The sequence below is a fragment of the Achromobacter sp. UMC46 genome (genome assembly GCF_014170335.1).
In the GTDB taxonomy this organism is placed as follows: Bacteria; Pseudomonadota; Gammaproteobacteria; order Burkholderiales; family Burkholderiaceae_B; genus Achromobacter.
This window is the reverse complement of the sequence record NZ_LZZS01000004.1, coordinates 87587-107319: the sequence shown is the minus strand read 5'-3', so window position 1 is coordinate 107319 and position 19733 is coordinate 87587. Positions and strand designations below refer to the sequence as shown.

Here is a 19733-nt window from a genome sequence, read left to right as displayed (position 1 = left end):
CGGGGCCGGAGTATAAATAGGATCCATTTGCAAGTAAATAGGCGCCAAAATAGTCGCCACATTGACGCAAGCCATTGCTGCGTTAATGTTTTTCGGGGGCAAGAACGTCCAGCAACACGTATCGCCTGCTGGTGTACAGCGGCGTGACGGTGCCGGAAATGCGTGCGCGGATGTCGGCCAGATCCCTCTTCTCGACCGCCAGCAGCACCCGGCCGCCCTGGCTGGGCAACACGTCGGCCAAGTCGCCCCGGGACACGGCGACGGCACTTCCGCGCGAATAGAACCTGGCGGAAAACGGCATGCTGTCGACGAAGTAGAGCTTTTCCCCTGCCCGTATTTCGGCGTCGGCCCGCGCGATCAGCTGCTTTTCCGTCTTGAACCGGTCTGGCTGCGCGAAGGACAGGATTCCCAGCACGATGGCCACCGCGGGCACCAGCATCAGGCAGGCCAGCGCGACACGGCGCGGCGCGATGCCGTCCAGGCGGCTGAGGCCCGCGCCGATACCGAGCGCGACCGGCGGCAAAGCCGGCAGCACGTAAGTCCAGAGGATATTGCCGGACAAGGTGAAGAACGCGGGCGTCGCGACCGCCCACGCGAACAGGTACGTCGACGGGACGGATCGTCCGAACGCCCGCATCCGCGCCGCCAGCGCGCCGCCGCGGCCCTGGCGCAACAGCAGCCACAGTCCGACCGGGCTCCAGGGCAACGCCGCCATCGCCCAATCCAGCCAGATCGCGCCATAGGGCCGGCTGTGCGCGGAGCCGTAGCGGTCGCCCGTCCAGCCCGGGTCGATGAAGCGCAGGACGTGTTCGCCCACGACGAAATACTGCAGGAAACCGGGCGTCTTCCACTCCGCCAACAGATACCAGGGCAGCGTCAGCCCGCTCAACAGGGCCGTGCCGCCTACCCATGGCAAGGCCCGAAGGTGGCGTGCCGCGTTGCCGTGCCACAGCAGCCACGGCACGATTGCGCCGGCCATCAGCACGGCGGCCAACGGCCCTTTGGACAGGAACCCGATGGCCAGCCCGATGAACAAGCCGTAGCGCCAGAACCACGACCGGGCCGCCGGCGCCAGGATGAACGACGCCATGCCCAGCGTGACGCCCAACGCCAGGAACGGGTCGGTCAACACCGCGCCTGCGGCCACCAGTGGCAGCAGCATGGTGCTGAACACCAGCACCGCCCACCGCGCGGCCTGGACCGTGTACAGGCGCCGGCCCAATTCGTGCAGGATGGCCAACACGCCCAGCATGGCCAGCCAGGACGGAAGCCGCAGGCTCAATTCGCCCATGCCCAGCCAGGCGCCGGACACGGCCTGGGCCCAAAAGGCCAATGGCGGCTTTCCCCAGAAGGGTTCGCCCGGCGCGAACCAGGGCGTGATCCAGTCTCCGGATGCCGCCATGACCCGGGCGATCTCGGCATAGCGCGGCTCGGACGTGTCCGCAAACGGAATGACGGCCATCGCCAGCAGGCGGACGCCCAGGATGGCGGCCAGGCCAAAAAGTACGGTTCTAGCGGTCAAACGCATGATGGGGAGCAAGGTGGCACGCATCAAACGGCGAGCTGGACAGCGGATCGTGCAACGCGGTCGCGCGGCTGCTCCGCACATCGCGCACCAGGTAAACGGGCCGCTGCTTGGCCTCCAGATAGGTTTTGCCGACGTATTCGCCCAGCAGGCCGATGGTCAGGAGCTGCACGCCGCCCATGAACGTGATGGTCGCCATCAGCGAGGGGTAGCCGGCGACGTCGCCGCCGTACATCAAGGTCTTCGCGATGATCCCCGCGCCGAACAGTCCGCCCAGCAAGGCCGCGATGGCGCCCATGCCCGTGGCCCACCGCAAGGGCGCGGTCGAAAACGACGTGATGCCCTCCATCGCCAGGCGGAACAAGGCGAAGTAGTTCCACTTGGTGGTGCCGGCCGCGCGCGCGGCCCGGTCATAGTCGATGATGCGCGTCGGCATGCCGACCCAGGCGTACAGCCCCTTCATATAGCGGCAACGTTCGGGCAGCTTCAGCAAGGCCCGCACCGCCCGCCGGCTCATCAGCCGGAAATCGCCGGTGTCGGCCGGGATGGCGGCCCGGCTCAGGCGGTTCAGCAGGCGGTAGAACGCGTAGGCCGACGCGCGCTTGGCCCAGCTCTCCCCTGCCCGGCTGCGCCGGCGCATGCAGACGACGTCCGCGCCCGCCTGCCAGGCGCGCACCATGTCGGGAATGAGTTCAGGCGGGTCCTGCAAGTCGGCGTCCAGCAGGATCACGGCATCGCCTTCAGCGTGGGCGATCCCGGCGGTCATGGCGGCTTCCTTGCCGAAATTGCGGGCCAGGCGGACCAGTTTCAGGCACGGTTCCGTCGACAACAGGCCTTGCAGGTATTCGGCGCTGCCGTCGCGGCTGCCATCGTCGACAAAGACGATCTGGTAAGGCAGGCCCAGCCCGTCCAGGACCTGCCGCAAGCGCGCCAGGCACAAGGGCAGCACCTCGCGTTCATTCAGAAAGGGAATGACGACCGATAGCGACGGCAAGCGCGCCGCGGGATCAAGTTTTCGCATGAGCGAGCTCCTCTTCCTCGGGATCGCGCCGGTGCACCAGGCGGTACAGCGCGGGCAGCACCAGCAGCGTGAGAATGGTGGACGAAATGATGCCGCCGATCACGACGGTGGCCAGCGGGCGCTGCACCTCGGCGCCCGTCCCGGTCGCGATCGCCATGGGCACGAAGCCCAGCGAGGCGACCAGCGCCGTCATCAGCACGGGCCGCAACCGGGTCAGCGCGCCGATGCGCACCGCCTGGTCGACGCTCTTGCCTTCGTCGCGCAGCGAACTGATGAAAGACAGCATCACCAGCCCGTTCAGCACGGCCACGCCGCACAGCGCGATGAAACCGACCGCCGCCGTGATGGACAGCGGGATGCCCCGCATCCACAGCGCCATCACGCCGCCGGTCAAGGCGAACGGGATGCCGGTGAAGACGACCAGCCCGTCCTTGACGTTGCCGAACATGGCGAACAGCAGCGCAAACACCAGCAGCAGCGCGGCCGGCACCACGATCTGCAGACGCTTGGCCGCCGATTGCAACTGTTCGAACGTGCCGCCCCACGAGGTCCAGTACCCGGCGGGCACCTTGACCTGTTCGCCGATGGCCGTGGACGCCTCCGATACGAATGACCCCAGGTCGCGGCCGCGCACATTGGCGCTGACCACGATGCGGCGCTTGCCGTCTTCGCGCGAAATCTGATTGGGCCCCGGGGCCAGGTCGAACGACGCCACTTCGCTCAAGGGGATGTAGGCGGTCTGGGCCTGGCCGTCCGCCTTGGGCAGCGCCACCGGCAGCTTGCGCAGCGCCGTCAGGTTCTCGCGCACCGATTCGGGCAGGCGAACCACGATGTCGAAGCGCCGGTCGCCCTGGAAGAAGGTGCCTGCCTCGCGCCCGCCGACGGCGATGGCGATCGTGTCCTGCACATCGGCCAGGCTCAGCCCGTAGCGCGCCGCCCGCGCCCGGTCGATGTTCACGGTCAGCATGGGCAGCCCCGTGGTCTGCTCGACCTTGACCTCGGAGGCGCCCGGCACCTTCTGCAGGACTTCCGCGATTTGCGCCGCGGTCTTGTTCAGCACGGCGTTGTCGTCGCCGAAGACCTTCACCGCCACGTCGCTGCGCACGCCGGAAATCAGTTCGTTGAAGCGCAGCTGGATCGGTTGCGAGAACTCGTAATTGTTGCCGGGCACCTGCGCGGCTTCGGCCTGGATGCCCGCCAGCAGTTCGGCATGGGTCTTGCGGGGTTCGGGCCACTGGTCCACGGGCTTCAACATGATGTAGCCGTCCGAAATGCTGGGCGGCATGGCGTCCGAGGCGATCTCCGCCGTGCCGGTGCGGGCGAACACGCGTTCGATCTCCGGGAACTTGGCCTTCAGACGCTTTTCGATCTGCTTCTGCATTTCGACGGACTGCGTCAGGCTGGTGCCCGGGATGCGCAGCGCCTGGATCGCCATGTCGCCTTCGTTCAGATTCGGGATGAACTCGCTGCCCAGGCGCGACGCCAGCACGCCGCACAGGACCACGAACAGCGTGGCGCCGGCCAGGATCATCGGCGTGCGGCGCAGCGCGAAATCCAGCAGCGGCTCGTAACGGCGCTTCGCCCACACCATCAGCCGGTTTTCCTTTTCGGACACCTTGTTGCCCATGAACAACGCCACGGCCGCGGGCACGAAGGTCACCGACAGGATCATGGCGCCCAGCAGCGCCAGCACCACGGTCAGCGCCATCGGGTGGAACATGCGTCCTTCCACGCCGCTCAGCGCGAAGATCGGCAGATAGACGACCATGATGATCAGTTGGCCGAACAGCAAGGGCCGGCGGGCCTCGCGCGCCGCCGCGAACACCTCGTGGAACCGTTCGGCCCGCGTCAGCGGCCGCCGGTGATGTTCCTGCGCGTGGCTCAGGCGCCGCACGCAGTTCTCCACGATCACCACCGCGCCGTCCACGATGATGCCGAAGTCCAATGCCCCCAGGCTCATCAGGTTGGCGCTGACCTTGTAGGCGACCATGCCGGTGAAGGTGAACAGCATCGACAAGGGGATGATCATGGCCGTGATCAGCGCGGCCCGGATGTTGCCCAGGAAGACGAACAGGATGACGATGACCAGCGCCGCGCCCTCCAGCAGGTTCTTCTTGACGGTGGCGATGGCCTTGTCAATCAGGTGGGTGCGGTCGTACACGGTCACGGCCTGCACGCCCTTCGGCAGCGATTTGTTGATGGTCTCCAGCCGGGCCGACACCGCCTGCGAGACGCTGCGGCTGTTTTCGCCGATCAGCATGAACACCGTGCCCAGCACCACCTCTTCGCCGTTGTCGGTGGCGGCGCCGGTGCGCAGTTCGCGCCCGATGCCGACGTCCGCGATGTCGCGGATGCGGATGGCCTGGCCCTGCACCGAGGTCAGGACGATGTCCTTGATGTCATCGATCGACTGGACCTGGCCGGGCGCGCGGATCAGATACTGTTCGCCGTTGCGCTCGATGTAGCCCGCGCCGACGTTCGCGTTGTTGCGGTCCAGCGCCGTCATGAGGTCGGTCAGCGTCAGCCCGTAGGACGCCAGCCGTTCCGTGCTGGGAGCCACCTGGTATTCCTTGGCGTAGCCGCCGATGGAATTGATCTCGGTGACGCCGGCCAGGTTGCGAAGCTGCGGCTTGATGACCCAGTCCTGGATTTCGCGCAGGTCCGTCGGCGTATAGGGCGTGCCGTCTTCCTTGCGCGCGGCCGGGTCGGCTTCCACCGTCCACAGGTAGATCTCGCCCAGCCCGGACGAGATCGGGCCCATGGTAGGCGTGACGCCCTCCGGCAGGCTTTCCCGGGCTTCCTGCAGGCGCTGGTTCACCAGCTGCCGGGCGAAGTAGATGTCGGTGCCGTCTTTGAAGATGACGGTGACTTGCGACAAACCGTAGCGCGACGTCGACCGGGTCTGCTGCAGGCCTGGCAGGCCCGCCATGACCGTTTCGATCGGATAGGTGATGCGCTGTTCGGTCTCCAGCGGCGAATAGCCGGGCGCGCCCACGTTGACCTGCACCTGCACGTTGGTGATGTCGGGCACCGCGTCGATGGCCAGCTTGGAATAGTTGTAGACGCCGATGGCGGCCATGCCGAGCGTGACGAACAGCACCAGCCAGCGCTGCTCGATGGCAAAACGGATAAGGCGTTCAAACATGCTTGGGCTCCGGCTCAATGCGCGTGGTCGGCGCTGGCTTTGCCCAGCTCGGATTTCAGGACGAAGGCGTTGCGGGTGACATAGCGGGTGCCGGCCTCCAGGCCGGACAGCACCTCTACCTGATCATCCGACTGCTTGCCCAGCGTGACGGGCTTCGCCTGGAAGCCGCCGGGCACTTCGACGAACACCGCCGGGCGGTCTTCGATCGTCTGGACCGCGTCGGCCGATACCGCCACCGCTGCGTCAGACGTCTGGACCACCACGTTGACGGTCACGAACAGGCCGGGGCGCCACGCCATGTCCGGGTTGTCCAGCGTGACGCGGGCGGTCGCGGTGCGGGTCTGCTGGCCCAGCAGCGAACCGATGTACGACACCTTGCCGTCCGCGGTTTCGGTGAAGGCCGCCGAGGCGACGCGGGCCCGCTCGCCGACCCGGACGTCCTGCAGGTCCTTCGGTGCAATCACGAATTCCGCCCAGACCGTGCGCATGTCCGACAGCGTGAAGATGCTGGCGGTGTCCGCCAGCGCCTCGCCCAGCGCGATGTGCTTTTCCACGATGACGCCGTCGAATGGCGCGCGGATCTCAAGAATCCCCAGGTCTTTGGACTGGGGCGACGCGCCGGCCGTGCGCAGTTTCTGCTCAGCATTCTGCACGGCGATGCCCGCTTCCGCCAGCGCCGTCCGGGCCTGCTGATAGTCCTGTTCGGCCGACACCTTCTCTTGCCACAGCCGGCGTTCCCGCTGGTGGTTCTGCGTGGCCAGGTCGCGCCGTTTCACCGCCGCCAGCCATTCGCTACGCAGTTCGGACAAGGTGGCGCTGGAGATCGTGGCCATCAAATCGCCCTTCTTGACCTGCTGGCCCAGATCCGCCGACACGCTTTCGACCACGCCTGCCATGCGCGGCACGACGTGGGCCGTGCGGTCGGCGTTGAACTTGATTTCCCCCGGGAACGCGGCGGACCTTGCCAGCAGGGCCGGCTCAGCGACGGCGACCTTGATGCCCGCCACGGCGATCTGTTCCGCGGACAGCGCGACGCGCCCTTCTTCTTCATTTTCGGACTCGTCGTGGTCCGATTCCCCCTCGGCGTGGCCGTGCTCCGCGGCTTCCGCGGGTTTGACGGGCTTTGCGGTTTGAGCTGGCTGCGCGGGTTGCCCCGGCTTGGCCGGCGCATCCGCCCAGGCGGGGCCCACGGGAGCCAGCAGCAGGCCGGAGAAGATGGCGATAGCCAGCGCGTTGCGCGCGCGGACGGATTCGATTCGGTGCTTTGCCATGTCTAAGGTTCTTTTCAACGTCCAAGAATGCGGTCGATTTCCGCGGAGGCCTGGTAGGCCGAGGCCAACGCCGTCAGGTAGGCGATATTTCCCTGGGCGAGCGTGCGCTGGGCGTCCAGCACTTCCAGGAATCCGAACTTGCCGGCTTCGAACCCTTTACGGGCGGCGTCATAGGCCTGCGCGGCCCCGGGCAGCACCGCACCCCGGTACTCGCGCGCCGATCCCACCGCCAGGTCGAATTGCGACACGGCCTGCAGCAGGTCGCCCGTCAGGCGCGCCGCCAGGTCGCGATAGGTGTCTTGCGCCTTGTAGGCCTGCATCGTGGCCGCATAGACGTTGCCCTGGTTGCGGTCAAACAGCGGCAACGGGATCGACAAGCCCAATTGGGCCTTGTTGCGGCCGGCCTCGTTGTCGCGGGCCATGCCGGCGCTGAGCGTGATGTCGGGATATCGCTTGCTTTTCTCGACTTCCAGCTGCGCGCGGCCCAGGTCCACCGCCAGCTTTCCGCCTTGCATCAGCGGCGCATCGCCCAACGCGGCGCTCAAGTCATCCAGCGAGCCGCGCTGGGGCAAGGTGTCCAGATTGCCGTCGACGCTGTCGAAATCCGGCCTGGCGTTGCCCCACAGCAAGCCCAGCTTGCGGCGAGCGGTTTCCAGGGAGGCCTGCGCCGCGCGCGCCTCGATGCGGGAATTGGCCAGCGCCACCTGGGCCTTGCTGCTTTCCAGCGGCGGCGTCTTGCCGGCGGCCACGCGCCGTTCGGCCAGGCGCAGCGCGCTGTTGGCGATATCCATATTGCCGGCCGCCACGCGCACGGCTTCCTGAGCGATCGCGGCGTCGAAGAACGCGGCAATGACCGCCGAGCGCAGGCTGGCGCGCGCCGCCGACAGGTCGCGTTGCGCGATCTCGCGGGACAGGCCGGCCGCTTTGATGCGTGCGCCGCGCTTGCCGCCGGTTTCGATCGGCACACTCACTATGGCGGTGGTGGTGCGCGTGGCCTTTTGGGTGTCGTCCACGCTGACATCCAGCGACGGATTCGGCAGCAGGCCGGCTTGCGTCACTTGGCCCTCGCTGGACGCGGCCTGGTTGCGGGCGGCGGCAAAGGCCGGATTGTTGTCGAATGCGGCGGACAGCGCCCCTTCCAAAGTCAGGGGCTGGGCCTGCGCATACGGGGATAAGGCGAACGCCGCGGCCAACGCCGCAGCGGCAAGCGGTAAGACGGATAAACGCATGGGTCAACCAACGAAGACGGCCTGCGGCAATGCCAGGCGGGGATCAAGAGGATGGGTGTGCCCCGCACTGTATCCAGGCAGCTTCGTCAAAATCTCGACCGCTACATGACAATTCCGTAAGGTTCGCGGCATTACGAATTCGTAATCAGGGTGTATGCGAATTGACGAACTTGAATTCGTAAAGTGTCTCCACCGTTTCACAAACAGCGTGTAGTCGCGGGCGCAGCAACCGCCGCGATCCGGCCGCACGCAACAAGGAGATTCCTGATGAAGAACCGTATCGCAGCCGCCGTCGCTTTGACCGCTTTGATCAGCGTGCCCGCCGTGGCCAGCGCCAATAACGTCTGGCACCAGACGGATACAGAAATCGGCTACGCCATCGCCCCCGAGCACGCGGCCGCCGGCAAATCCCGTGAACAGGTCCAGGCCGAACTGGCCGAGGCGAAAGCCGACAAGCGCCAGTGGTTCCTGACCTACCGCAACTTGCCGAAGCCCGCCTGGGCCAAGCAAGGAACGTCGCGCACCCGCGCCGACGCGCTGGCCGAGGCCGAAGCCGTCACCCCGGCGGAACGCGCCCGTCTGGCGGATATCTACACGCCCGGTTGATTCCGCCCCGGCATTCATGCCTTGATTACCCTGCGGCCGCAGCGCTTGCGGCCGCCTCCCCCCTCCTCCAATCCGATTGCGCCGTAAAATCGGCACGGATGCTCCCTGCGGGCTTCTTGCCCGCGCCGCCCGTGCCGTCGGGCAACGGCGGCACGACGCTACCGCGTTCGCCCCCTTCTTCCTGGCCCTCCATGAAAGTCCTGGTAATCGAAGACGAGAAAAAACTGGCCGAGTATCTGCGGCGTGCGCTGACCGAGCACAACTATGTGGTCGACGTGGCGCACGACGGCATCAACGGCCTGCATCTGGCCCGCGAAGGCCAGTACGACCTGATCCTGCTGGACGTGATGCTGCCCGGCATGGACGGGTTTTCAGTCCTGCGCGACATCCGGGGCACCTCGCGCACGCCCGTCCTGATGCTGACTGCCCGCGACAAGATCGAAGACCGGGTCAAGGGGTTGCGCGACGGGGCCGACGACTATCTGGTCAAACCCTTCGCGCTGTCTGAACTGCTGGCGCGCGTGCTGGCGCTGGGCCGGCGTAGCGGCCATCAGCACACCGAGGCCGGCGGCCAGAACCTGTTGCGGGTCGACGGGCTGGAACTGGACCTGCTGCGCCGCCGGGCAAGCCGCGATGGCGTGCGTCTGGACCTGACGGCCAAGGAATTCACCCTGCTGGCGCTACTGATGCGCAAGCAGGGCGAAGTCCTGTCGCGCCTGGAGCTTGCCGAGCAGGTCTGGGACATCAACTTCAACAGCAACACCAATGTGGTGGAAGTCGCGGTGCGGCGCCTGCGCGGCAAGATCGACGACCCGTTCGAGAGGAAGCTGGTGCATACCGTGCGCGGCATGGGCTACGTGCTTGAGGTCCGTGAGGACTGATGCCCGCCGCCCGCCGTCCCCGATCGCTGCGCCGTTGGCTGTCGCGCTGGCTCGCCATCCAGACGTTCATCGCGCTTGGCCTGGTTTGCATCGCCGTCTACTACGCCACCAACCTCAACCTGGGCATCCGCCAGGACGCGCTGCTGCAGCAGAAGGTCGAGGTGATCCGCCACCTGGTTGAAGAGAACCGGGGCAACGGCGACTCCACCCGCTTGCGCCACAAGCTGGACGATTTCTTCTATGGCCGGCCGGACTTTTCGCTGGAACTGGAGATCGACGGCGAAAAAGTCACCTACGGCGGTCCGGTCAGCGGCGACCACGTCGCCAGCCACGACCGCCGCATCACGTTCTCGCTGCCCCACCCCAGCACGCCGGGCGACTCCATGAGCGCGGAACTGGTGCTGGACATCACCCCCGACATCCGGTTGCGCCGCGCGTTGGCGTGGACCTTGTTCGGCTGCGCGCTGGTCGGCGCCATCGTGGCGGCCAAAGTGGCCACGATGCTGGTGCGCCGGGGGCTGGCGCCGCTGGACGCCCTGGCCACGCAGGCTGCCCAGCTGTCGCCGGACCGGATCGGCGAACGGCTGGATGGAAGCGGCCAGGCCGATGAAGTCCGGCCGCTGGTGCATCAGTTCAACGCGGTGCTGCAGCGGCTGGAGCGCGCCTACGTCCAGATGGAAGGCTTCAATGCCGACGTGGCGCACGAGATGCGCACGCCGCTGGCCACCCTGATCGGCGAAACGGAACTGGCGCTGAAGACCCGCCCGTCGCAGAACGCCCTGCGCGAGATCCTGGGGTCGAATCTGGAAGAACTGCACCGGCTGTCCAGCATCGTCAACGACATGCTGTTCCTGTCGCAGGCAGACCGGGGCGCACAAGCCCGGGCCACTTGGGAAGGCGAACTTGCCGAGGTTGCCGGCGAAGTCGCGCAATACCACGAAGCCGAAGCCCTGGAGCAGAACCTGCATATCCGCGTTGTCGGCACGGGCACCGCCGCCATCGACCGCAGGCTGCTCCAGCGCGCCGTTTCGAATCTGGTGTCCAACGCGGTCCGCTATGCCGACCCGGGCAGCGTGATCGACATCATCCTGTCGCCCAGCGGCGAGGACGCGGTGCAGGTTGCCGTGCGCAATACGGGCGAACCGATACCGGCCGAACACCTGCCGCGCCTGTTCCACCGCTTCTACCGCACGGACGAGGCCCGGGGCTTCGACGGCAACCACCACGGGCTGGGGTTGGCCATCGTGGCGGCCATTGCCCGCATGCACGGCGGAACCAGCTTCGCGCGGTCCGAAGGACGCTCCACCATTATCGGCTTCAGCGTCTTAAAACCGCATGCCAGCGGCTTCGCGCGCGACATTACAGAAAACTAATCTGCCGGTCCGCTTTCTGTCGAAGGCCCCTCCATAGACTTGTTGGTACGCCCAACCCGTTCCATGGAGAAATGATGAACCGTCCGACTCAACGCCGATCGCTGCTGCTGATCCTTGCCCTTTCGATCGCAGCCGCGGCCTCCGCCGTCCAGGCCGAGCCCAAGACCCGGGAACAAGTCGCTGCCGAACTGCAGCAGGCCAAAGCCGCCGGGCTCGTCACGTATGGCGAGCAGGAATATCCCCCGCAAATCTATCAACCGTCGTCCAAGACCCGCGCGGAAGTTCGGGCCGATCTCAGGCTCTGGACCCGGGCCGGCCTGACCGAGCTGCATCGCGGCGAGCTAGAGCCCGATGTCTTCGGCCTGGACTACCGCACGCGCTATGCCGAGTACGTCCGGATGCGCACAGGCCCCGAGTACCAGCAGGCGCTTGAGCTTGAGGGCGGGCTTTCCAACGCCAACCGGTGAATGCCATGACGACGATCTCTCGCCCTCTTCTCCTGGCCCTGACGCTTGCCGCGTTCGGCGCCACCGCCCAGGCGCAGCCCCGTGCCCCAACGGTACAGCCACGTCTGGCCGACACGGCGCTTTCAACCTGCGATGCGCCGCCTGAAAACCTGGCCAAGTACCTCGGCATGCAGGAAAAAGGCATGAAGACCCGCGCGGAGGTGCGCGCCGACACGCTGATATGGAATCGCGCCGGCATGGACGAATTGTTCCAAGGCCGCCAGCGGCTGGACACGACCAACCCGGTATACCGGCAGCGGTATGCCGAGTACGTGCGAATGCGCAACGGCCAGGAATACGCGGCCGAACTTTGCAAGCAACTCGGCGCGGCCGGCTAGGCGCGGCCGGCTAGGCGCCCCCCGGCCCGCTCGCGCCGGGCGCCGGGGCCGGGCTTGCGCCGGTTCCCGCATAGTCCTTCAACACGCGCACGAAACGCTGCGCGTGGCGGCTGGGGGCATCGAATCGCGACCGCACCAGGCTCAGCGCCAGCGGAATCGATTCGCGCAATGGACGCACGACCAGCCCCGGCCACCCGTCCTGCCCCACCGAGAACTGGTCCACGATGGCCACGCCCGCGCCTGCCCGCACCAGCGCGCACGCCAATTCGGCGCGCACGATATCAACCGATGCGGTCCAGGCCACGCCCGCCCTCTGGAATGCCGCCGCGACCAACTGGCCGAAGGGGATGTTGCGGCTATACAGCACCAGCCGGTAGGCGGCCAGTTCGGCCAGCCCCACCTGCGCCTGGGCGGCCAAAGGATGGCCCGTGGGCAGGATGCAGACCATTTCGCCGGTGGCGAACGGTTCGACGATCAGGTTGGGATGGTCGATGGGCAGCACCGACACCGCCAATTCCGCCTTCCGCGCAAGGAGTTCATGGCCCATGTCGGCCAGCAGCGTGGTGTGGTATTTCAGCCGGACATTCGGATAGCGTTCCAGATACCGCGCCATCACCGGCGGCAGGAAGTTCAACCCCAGGCTGGGGCTTGAACACAGGGTCAGCGCGCCGTCCGGCCGCGCCGCCAGATCCCGCGCGAAGTCGTCGATGCGCAGCGCCTCTTCGAACAGCGGGCCGACCTCTTCGAACAACCGGTGGGCCTCCGGCGTGGGCGTGAGCTTGCCCTTGTCTCGGTCGAACAAGGTCAGGCCCAGGCTTTGCTCCGTGTGGGCGATCAGCCGGCTGACGGCGGGTTGCGACACGAAAAGCAGCTTGGCCGCCCCGTTCATCGAGCCGGTCAGCATCACCGCCCGGAAGACCTCCATTTGCCTCAATTTGAACCGCATTTCGTCATTCCGATAATCAATTGTTATATCCCCCGGCCAACTTAGCATAAGAGGAAATCCCGTCGCATCGGTAGCATCCACAGTCGTCGCCGGACGCGCTTCCGGCCATTTCGATAAAGGGATTGCATGACGTTGACATTGGGATTCGTCGGCCTGGGCATGATGGGCCTGCCGATGCTTGAGAACCTGGCCCGCGGGGAAACCTTCCGCATCCACGCCTACGACCGCGATCCGCAGCGGCTGGACCGTTTGCAGTCCCATCCCGCCTGGGGCCGCACGCTGCTGCCCGCCGCCCGCCTGGCCGACCTGGCTGGCTGCGACGTGGTCATCACGATGCTGCCCAACAGCACCATTACCAACGCGGTCATCGAAGGCACGCCGGACACGCCGGGCCTTGCCGCGCTGCTGCCGTGCGGTGCGACCCTGATCGACATGGGTTCGTCGAACCCTGCCGACACGCTGCGGCTGGCGCCGCTGCTGCACGAGGCCGGCATCACGCTGATCGACGCCCCGGTCTCCGGCGCGGTCGCCAAAGCCGCCAGCGGCACGCTGGCGATCATGGCGGGCGGGGCGACGGACGACCTGGCGCGTGTCCAGCCGATCCTGTCCCGCATGGGCGCCACCCTGATCCCTACCGGCGCGGTGGGCTCGGCCCATGCCATGAAGGCGCTGAACAACTACGTCTACGCTGCGGGCCTGCTGGCCGCGAGCGAAGCCATGCTGATCGCCCAGAACATGGATCTGGACCCGGCGGTCTTCACGCAGGTGCTCAACGCGTCCAGCGGCCGCAACGTGGCCACCGAAACGAAGCTGGCGCAATTCATCGTGCCGCACACGTTCAATGGCGGCTTCGCGCTGGCGCTGATGGCCAAAGACCTGCGCACCGCCGACAGCCTGCAGCAACTGACGGGCGTGCCGGCGCCGCAGTTGTCGCTCTGCGCGGGCCTATGGCAGCAGGCCCTGGAAAGCCTGCCCGCCACTGCGGACAACACGGAGATCTACCGCTATCTGGAATCGCGGCAAGGCGCCGAATAGGCGCGTAGCAAGACACCTATAACAAAGGCATACCTGCCATAAGGGAGACAACACCATGCACAGAACCGGCCTTTCCATCGCCTTGACGTTGGGTCTGACCGCCGCCGCCCCGGCGCTGGCGACATCCCCCTATCCCGACCACCCGATCCGGATGGTCGTCCCCTTTCCGCCGGGCAGCATCACCGACGTGGTGGCGCGCAGCCTGGGCAAGCACATGGCGGCAGACCTGGGCCAGCCCGTCGTCGTCGAGAACAAGCCCGGCGCCAACGGCATCATCGGCACCCATGACGTGGCCCGGGCCAAGCCCGATGGCTACACGCTGGTGGTGGTCGGCGTGTCCACCGCGGCCAGCGGCGTAAGCCTGTTCAAGGACTTGCCCTACGACCCCGCGAAAGACCTGTCGCCTATCGGCGCCGTCGCGGAAACCCCGTACCTGCTGGTAGGGTCGCCCAAGGTGGCGGGCGCAACCGTCGGCGAACTATTCGACTATGGCCGCAAGCACCCGGGCAAGCTCACCTACGCCTACGGATCGGGCAGCGCCCAGGTCTTCGGGGCCAAATTGGCCGCGATGGGCGACATCACGGTCACCGCCGTGCCGTATCGGGGCGGTCCGCAGGCGCTGACAGACGTCATCGGCGGCACGGTCGATCTGACCTTCACGGACCTGGCCAACGGCCTGCAGCAGGCCCGCGCGGGCAAGGTCAAGACTTACGGCGTCAGCACGCCCGACCGCTTCCCGCTGGCGCCCGACATTCCGACGCTGAACGAAACCGGCGCGCCGGGATTCAACCTGACGGTCTGGTTCGGCCTGATGGGGCCCGCCGGTTTGCCTCAGCCCGTGGCCGATCGGCTGGCGCGGTCGCTGGACGTCGCGTTGGCAAATAAGGAACTGCAAGAGACGTATGCGCGCCAGGGGCTGACCGTCAAGACGCAAAGCCCCGCCGAATTCGGCGCATTTGTCGTCGCCGAGATCGGCAAATGGGCCGCGATCGTCAAGGAAACCGGCATTCCGCCGCAATGAACCGCTTCTTATCCTTCCCTTTCCACCTGACAGGACTCCCATGTCGTTGATTGAAATCCGCAAGCGCTGCCTGATCGTCGAAACCACTTTCCACGAGAACGGCCCCGCCCCGGCCAAGCCGCTGAAGCTGGCGGCATCCTGCGCCGTCGTCAAGAACCCCTACGCCGGCCGCTACGAACCGGACCTGATGCCCTTCATGGCCGAACTGCGCACGCTGGGCACGCTGCTGGCCGCTGAACTGGTCGACACGCTGGGCAAGGACGACGTTGAGGTCTATAGCAAGGCGGCCATCGTCGGCCTGGATGGGGAAATGGAGCATGGCGCCGTCTGGCACGAAGCCGGCGGCTGGGCGATGCGCACGGTGCTGGGCGAACCGAAGGCGATGGTGCCGGCGGTGAAAGCGGTGGCGGTCGCCGGCTACCGCATCATGGTGCCGGTGCATTACATCCACGCGTCCTACGTGCGCAGCCACTTCAACAGCATCGAAATCGGCATCCAGGACGCGCCGCGCGCAGGAGAGATCCTGTTCGCGTTGGTGATGGGCACCGGCGGACGCGTGCATTCGCGGCTGGGCGGCCTGACCCAGGATGCCGTGTCGGTCCATGACGGCCAGCGTTAGGGCTACGTCTTCAGTTCACGCGTGATAAATCACTTTAACTAATTCACTTTAAGTTGATATTTTTTTAGCTATAAATCAATAACTTATTTAACGTAGTTAAAGTGATTAAGACGCTATAAAACGGCAGTGGCAAACGTTTTTCCGCTTTTCCCGGGAAAACCCGGAGAAACTTTTCGACGCTCGCGTCGGTCGCAAATTGTTCAGGTTAACGTCAGGCGCCTTCTCCGGCACGCGCTGCGCCTGAGCCCTGCCGCCGCCTTGCGAGAGCCTCCATGTCACTCAACCGTCCGCCCGCCGCCGCGCTACCGACCCCTATGCGGCAAGAGGCGTCGCCGGGCTTATCGGTGATGGACGCCACCGTGGTGCTGGTGGGTGTCGTGATCGGCATCGGCATCTTCGGATTCCCGCCGCTGGTCGCGCAGCACGCCGGGTCCGAGGCCATGTATATCGCGCTCTGGTGCGCGGGCGGCCTGGTGATGCTGGTGGGCGCGCTGTGCTATGCGGAGCTGGGCTCGGCCTACCCCGGCGCCGGCGGCGAATACCTGTACCTGACCCGGGCGTGGGGGCCGCGCGTGGGCTTGATGTTCGCCTGGGCCCGCTGCACGGTGATCCAGACCGGCGCCATCGCGGTCGTCGCCTACATCTACGGCGATTACGCGCAGCGCCTGATGCCGCTGGGCGCCTACGGCCCGGCCGCGCATGCCGCGATTTCAGTCGTGGCGCTGACCACGCTGAACGTGGTCGGCACGCGCTATTCCAAACGCGTGCAATGGGTCTTCACCCTACTGACCCTGGCGGCACTGGGCGCGGTGCTGGTCGCCAGCCTGACTGCGGCGGGCGATCCGACGGCAGCCGCCCAGGCGCCCGCGTCGCTTGGCGGCAATCCGGCGGGGCTGATGGGGATGGGCATGGTGTTCGTGCTGCTGACTTATGGCGGCTGGAACGAAGCCGCTTACCTCAGCGGCGAGCTGCGCGAGCCCAGCCGCAACATGAGCCGGGTGCTGCTGATCGGCACGGCCGTCGTGACCGGCGCCTACGTGCTGACCAATCTGGCGCTGCTGGAGATCTTCGGCCTGCAAGGCCTGCGCGACACCCCGGCGCTGGGCGCCGACGTGATGCAGCTGGCCGCCGGCCCGTATGCCGCCGCGCTGCTCAGCCTGACCATCTGCGCCACCGCGCTCAGCACCATCAACGGCACGATCATCACCGGCGCCCGCGTCTATTACGCCTTGGGCCGCGACGTGCCGCGGCTGCACGCGTTGGCCGGCTGGAGCGCCCGCAATGAAACCCCGGTCGCCGCCCTGCTGGCCCAAGGCGCGATCACCGTGCTGCTGGTGGGCCTGGGTGCCTTCAGCCAGAACAGCGTGCAGACGCTGGTGGCCTATACCGCGCCCGTGTTCTGGATCTTCATGTTGCTGGTGGCGGCGTCGGTATGGCGCCTGCGGCAGCGGGACCCCGACCGTCCCCGGCCGTTCCGCGTGCCGCTTTATCCCCTGCCCCCGTTGCTGCTGGGCCTGACCTGCGCCGGCCTGGTCTATTCCAGCGCCGTCTACGCGGGCGCCGGCGCCCTGATCGGATTGGCAGTGCTAGCCGCCGGCATTCCCATGCTGCGCTTGCTCAAGCCCGCCCGTTTGCCTGACTGACCCCCAAAAGGAGAGCCCACCATGCAACCCTCGACGCAACCGCTTGCCGCCGGCCGCCGCCTGCGTCTGCCACCGGCCCTGGCCCGAACCGCGGCGGCGGCCACGGCCATGGCGCTGTCCCTGGCGTTCAGTGCCACGGCCACCGCCCAGCAGGCGCCCCCCTCTGGCGCCCAGCCGGACACCCAGAAGGAATACGTGCCGGACGTCGGCCAGGAAGGCAAGGACGTGATCTGGGTGCCCACGCCGCAGACACTGGTCGACAAGATGCTGGATATGGCCAAAGTCACCCCGACAGACCGGCTGATGGACCTGGGGTCGGGCGATGGCCGCACCGTGATCACTGCGGCGAAGCGCGGCCTGACCGCGCAAGGCATCGAGTACAACCCCGATCTCGTCGAGTTGTCGCGCCGCAATGCGCAACTGGCCGGCGTCGCCGACCGCGCGACGTTCGTGGCGGCCGACCTGTTCCAGACCGACCTGTCCAAGGCGGATGTGATCACCATGTTCCTGCTGTCCACCATCAACGAAAAGCTGCGGCCCACGCTGTTGCAGCTGCCGCCCGGCACCCGGGTGGTGTCCAATACGTTCCGCATGGGCGACTGGGAGCCGGACGCCTCGGAAACGATCACGCAGAATTGCTCGACCTACTGCACGGCGCTGTTGTGGATCGTGCCGGCCAAGGTCGACGGCAAATGGGACGTGGATGGCCAGACGCTGCACCTGACGCAGCAATACCAGGTGCTGTCGGGCAAGCTGGGCAGCGCCAACATCTCGGATGCGCGCATGAAGGGCAACCAGATCTCGTTCAGCGCCAACGGCGTGCGCTATACCGGGGAGGTCAACGGCAAGACCATGAGCGGGACGGCGGCCGGCAAAGGCAACTGGACGGCCAGGCGCGGTTGACGCGTTTGACCGGGCCGCTTCTCATGCAATAGCATCCGTTGCATGAGAAGAGACAGCAAACTTTCGGGCGTGCTCCATGTCCTGTTGCATATGGCCGAAGCGCCCGGCCCCATGACCTCCGACGACCTGGGGCGGGTGATGCAGACCAATCCTGTCGTCATCCGCCGCATCATGGCGGGGTTGCGCGATCAGGGGCTGGTGCATTCCGAGAAAGGCCACGGCGGCGGCTGGACGATTTCGTGCGATTTCAACCAGGTCACGCTGCGCGACATCTACGAAGCCCTGGGTTCGCCCGAGATCTTCGCCATGGGCAATCGCAGCGATGCGCCCGGCTGCCTGGTCGAAGCCGCCGTGAACAAGGCGCTGACCGGCGCCTTCGAAGACGCCGAAGCCTTGCTGATGGCGCGCTTTGGCGCCGTGACGCTCGCGGCCCTCAGCAAGGACTTCCACGCCGGCATGCTGCGCCACGGCCGGGGGTTCAACCTGGCGACGGCGCACGCCGGATAGTGCTTCAGCGCGGGGGCCGCTGCGGAAAACTGCGTTCGAAGATGCCTTCGGCGATGCGGTTCTTCAAGATTTCAATAGAGCCGCCGGCGATCATCCATCCGCGGCACCGGCGCACGCAATACTCCACCAGCGACTCCCGGCTGTAGCCCAACCCGCCCAGCACCTGCAAGGCGTCGTTGGCCACGTCGAAGCCCACCTGATTGCAATAGGCCTTGGCGATCGCCGTGTCGGTCGCCGACGGGAATCCGGTATCCGCGCCGCTGGCCGCCCGATACAGCAGCAATTGGGCGGCATCCAGCTTGATCCGCATGTCCGCGAACTTCCACTGCAAGCCCTGGAATTCGCACAACAGGCGGCCGAACTGCTTGCGCTGCATCGCCCAGTTGCGCGCTTCTTCGTATGCATAGCGCCCCAGCGCCAGCGAGCGCGCCGTGTTGCCGATGCGCTCCACGTTGAAGCCGGCGATCTGCTTCTTGAAGCCGCCCTCGCCCAGGACGACCATGTCGTCCGCCACGAACACGTTGTCGAAAAAGATTTCGACCCACTCCTCGCCGGACATGAACGCGGACCGCTTGCCCAGCTTCACGCCCTCGGCCTTGGTGTCGATCAGGACCGAGCCGATGCCGCCCGTGCCCGGACCGAAACGCACGTAGGTCAGGATCACGCTGGCGTGCGGGCCATGGGTGGTGAAGATCTTGGTGCCGTTGATGCGCCATCCGCTTTCGGCGCGGGTGGCGCTGGTCTTAAGCTCGGTCACCGCAGACCCGGCGTCGGGTTCGGTCATGCCGACGGAGATCAGGCCTTCGCCCGCCAGCAGCGCCGTCAGGTACTTCTGCTTTTGCAGCGCGCTGCCGTACTCGGCCAGCACGCGGATGGCGCCGAAGTTGCCCGCTTGCACCACGTCCGCGCTGCGCGGGCAGACGGAGGCCACGGTCTCGATGGCGATGACCGCGTCCATCAACGAACCGCCCACGCCGCCATCCTGTTCGGCGATGGTGATGCCCAGCAAGCCCTGCCCGGCCATCTTGCGGGCGACATCCCAGGGGTAGTCGTCGGAATGGGCGCGCGCGACAGCGCCCTCGCGCAATTCGCGGTCTGCGAACCGGCGCACGGCGGTTTGAAAGTCCTGCTGTTCCGGAGTCAGTGTGAAGTCCATCTAGGGGG

Annotated in this window: 18 protein-coding genes; 11 read left to right on the top strand and 7 right to left on the bottom strand. The window is 66.6% G+C overall.

Translation table 11 applies throughout. The features are described from left to right. Positions 1 to 82: 82 nt before the first annotated feature. The 5 genes from A9973_RS03540 to A9973_RS03520 are packed head-to-tail and all read right to left on the bottom strand — an operon-like array spanning position 83 to position 8191. Positions 83 to 1528, bottom strand: coding sequence for a glycosyltransferase family 39 protein (locus A9973_RS03540; RefSeq protein ID WP_183012392.1), 1446 nt, complete (start codon positions 1526 to 1528; stop codon positions 83 to 85). Further along, positions 1512 to 2546, bottom strand: a complete 1035-nt coding sequence (locus A9973_RS03535) for a glycosyltransferase family 2 protein (protein ID WP_183012391.1) — start codon at positions 2544 to 2546, stop codon at positions 1512 to 1514. The genes A9973_RS03540 and A9973_RS03535 overlap by 17 nt, the downstream gene beginning before the upstream one ends. Next, positions 2533 to 5691: a CusA/CzcA family heavy metal efflux RND transporter gene (locus tag A9973_RS03530; RefSeq protein ID WP_183012390.1), complete on the bottom strand. Its 3159-nt coding sequence runs from the start codon at positions 5689 to 5691 to the stop codon at positions 2533 to 2535. The genes A9973_RS03535 and A9973_RS03530 overlap by 14 nt, the downstream gene beginning before the upstream one ends. Positions 5692 to 5705: 14 nt before the next feature. After that, positions 5706 to 6962 carry an efflux RND transporter periplasmic adaptor subunit gene (locus tag A9973_RS03525; RefSeq protein ID WP_183012389.1) on the bottom strand — a complete coding sequence of 419 codons (1257 nt, stop codon included), beginning with the start codon at positions 6960 to 6962 and terminating at the stop codon, positions 5706 to 5708. Between the two features lie 14 nt (positions 6963 to 6976). Further along, entirely contained in the window at positions 6977 to 8191 is a 1215-nt protein-coding gene (locus A9973_RS03520) for a TolC family protein (protein WP_183012388.1), read from the bottom strand. A 267-nt stretch (positions 8192 to 8458) separates the two neighbouring features. Between A9973_RS03520 and A9973_RS03515 the strand changes: the two genes are divergently transcribed. The 5 genes from A9973_RS03515 to A9973_RS30945 all read left to right on the top strand — a co-directional run bounded on the left by A9973_RS03515 (position 8459) and on the right by A9973_RS30945 (position 11895). After that, entirely contained in the window at positions 8459 to 8797 is a 339-nt protein-coding gene (locus A9973_RS03515; protein WP_183012387.1) for a DUF4148 domain-containing protein, read from the top strand. A 191-nt stretch (positions 8798 to 8988) separates the two neighbouring features. Continuing rightward, entirely contained in the window at positions 8989 to 9678 is a 690-nt protein-coding gene (locus tag A9973_RS03510) for a heavy metal response regulator transcription factor (protein WP_183012386.1), read from the top strand. Next, on the top strand, positions 9678 to 11051 hold the full coding sequence (locus tag A9973_RS03505; RefSeq protein WP_183012385.1) for a heavy metal sensor histidine kinase: 1374 nt from the start codon (positions 9678 to 9680) through the stop codon (positions 11049 to 11051). The genes A9973_RS03510 and A9973_RS03505 overlap by 1 nt, the downstream gene beginning before the upstream one ends. 74 nt (positions 11052 to 11125) lie before the next feature. Further along, the gene (locus A9973_RS03500) at positions 11126 to 11518 is read left to right on the top strand and encodes a DUF4148 domain-containing protein (RefSeq protein WP_183012384.1); all 393 of its coding nucleotides are present in this window, start codon (positions 11126 to 11128) and stop codon (positions 11516 to 11518) included. 5 nt (positions 11519 to 11523) lie between these two features. Further along, the gene (locus tag A9973_RS30945; RefSeq protein WP_220805349.1) at positions 11524 to 11895 is read left to right on the top strand and encodes a hypothetical protein; all 372 of its coding nucleotides are present in this window, start codon (positions 11524 to 11526) and stop codon (positions 11893 to 11895) included. A 10-nt stretch (positions 11896 to 11905) separates the two neighbouring features. Here the strand turns inward: A9973_RS30945 and A9973_RS03490 are convergent, their stop codons facing one another. Next, positions 11906 to 12841 (bottom strand): LysR family transcriptional regulator, encoded by a 936-nt coding sequence (locus A9973_RS03490; RefSeq protein ID WP_183012383.1) that lies wholly within the window; start codon positions 12839 to 12841, stop codon positions 11906 to 11908. A 126-nt stretch (positions 12842 to 12967) separates the two neighbouring features. Between A9973_RS03490 and A9973_RS03485 the strand changes: the two genes are divergently transcribed. The 6 genes from A9973_RS03485 (at position 12968) to A9973_RS03460 (ending at position 18569) form a co-directional block, all read left to right on the top strand. Then, positions 12968 to 13876, top strand: coding sequence for an NAD(P)-dependent oxidoreductase (locus A9973_RS03485; protein ID WP_183012382.1), 909 nt, complete (start codon positions 12968 to 12970; stop codon positions 13874 to 13876). A 55-nt stretch (positions 13877 to 13931) separates the two neighbouring features. Then, positions 13932 to 14897 carry a tripartite tricarboxylate transporter substrate binding protein gene (locus A9973_RS03480; RefSeq protein WP_255469004.1) on the top strand — a complete coding sequence of 322 codons (966 nt, stop codon included), beginning with the start codon at positions 13932 to 13934 and terminating at the stop codon, positions 14895 to 14897. A gap of 40 nt (positions 14898 to 14937) precedes the next feature. Then, positions 14938 to 15516 carry an amino acid synthesis family protein gene (locus A9973_RS03475; protein WP_183012381.1) on the top strand — a complete coding sequence of 193 codons (579 nt, stop codon included), beginning with the start codon at positions 14938 to 14940 and terminating at the stop codon, positions 15514 to 15516. Between the two features lie 347 nt (positions 15517 to 15863). Then, entirely contained in the window at positions 15864 to 17159 is a 1296-nt protein-coding gene (locus A9973_RS03470; protein ID WP_255469058.1) for an APC family permease, read from the top strand. A gap of 21 nt (positions 17160 to 17180) precedes the next feature. After that, a complete protein-coding gene (locus tag A9973_RS03465) occupies positions 17181 to 18062 on the top strand; it encodes a cyclopropane-fatty-acyl-phospholipid synthase family protein (RefSeq protein ID WP_183012380.1) in 882 nt (293 codons plus the stop codon). A 42-nt stretch (positions 18063 to 18104) separates the two neighbouring features. Then, on the top strand, positions 18105 to 18569 hold the full coding sequence (locus A9973_RS03460) for an Rrf2 family transcriptional regulator (protein ID WP_183012379.1): 465 nt from the start codon (positions 18105 to 18107) through the stop codon (positions 18567 to 18569). A 4-nt stretch (positions 18570 to 18573) separates the two neighbouring features. On the opposite strand, the gene A9973_RS03455 is transcribed toward A9973_RS03460, so the two are convergent. After that, positions 18574 to 19725 (bottom strand): acyl-CoA dehydrogenase family protein, encoded by a 1152-nt coding sequence (locus tag A9973_RS03455; RefSeq protein ID WP_183012378.1) that lies wholly within the window; start codon positions 19723 to 19725, stop codon positions 18574 to 18576. Positions 19726 to 19733: the final 8 nt, after the last annotated feature.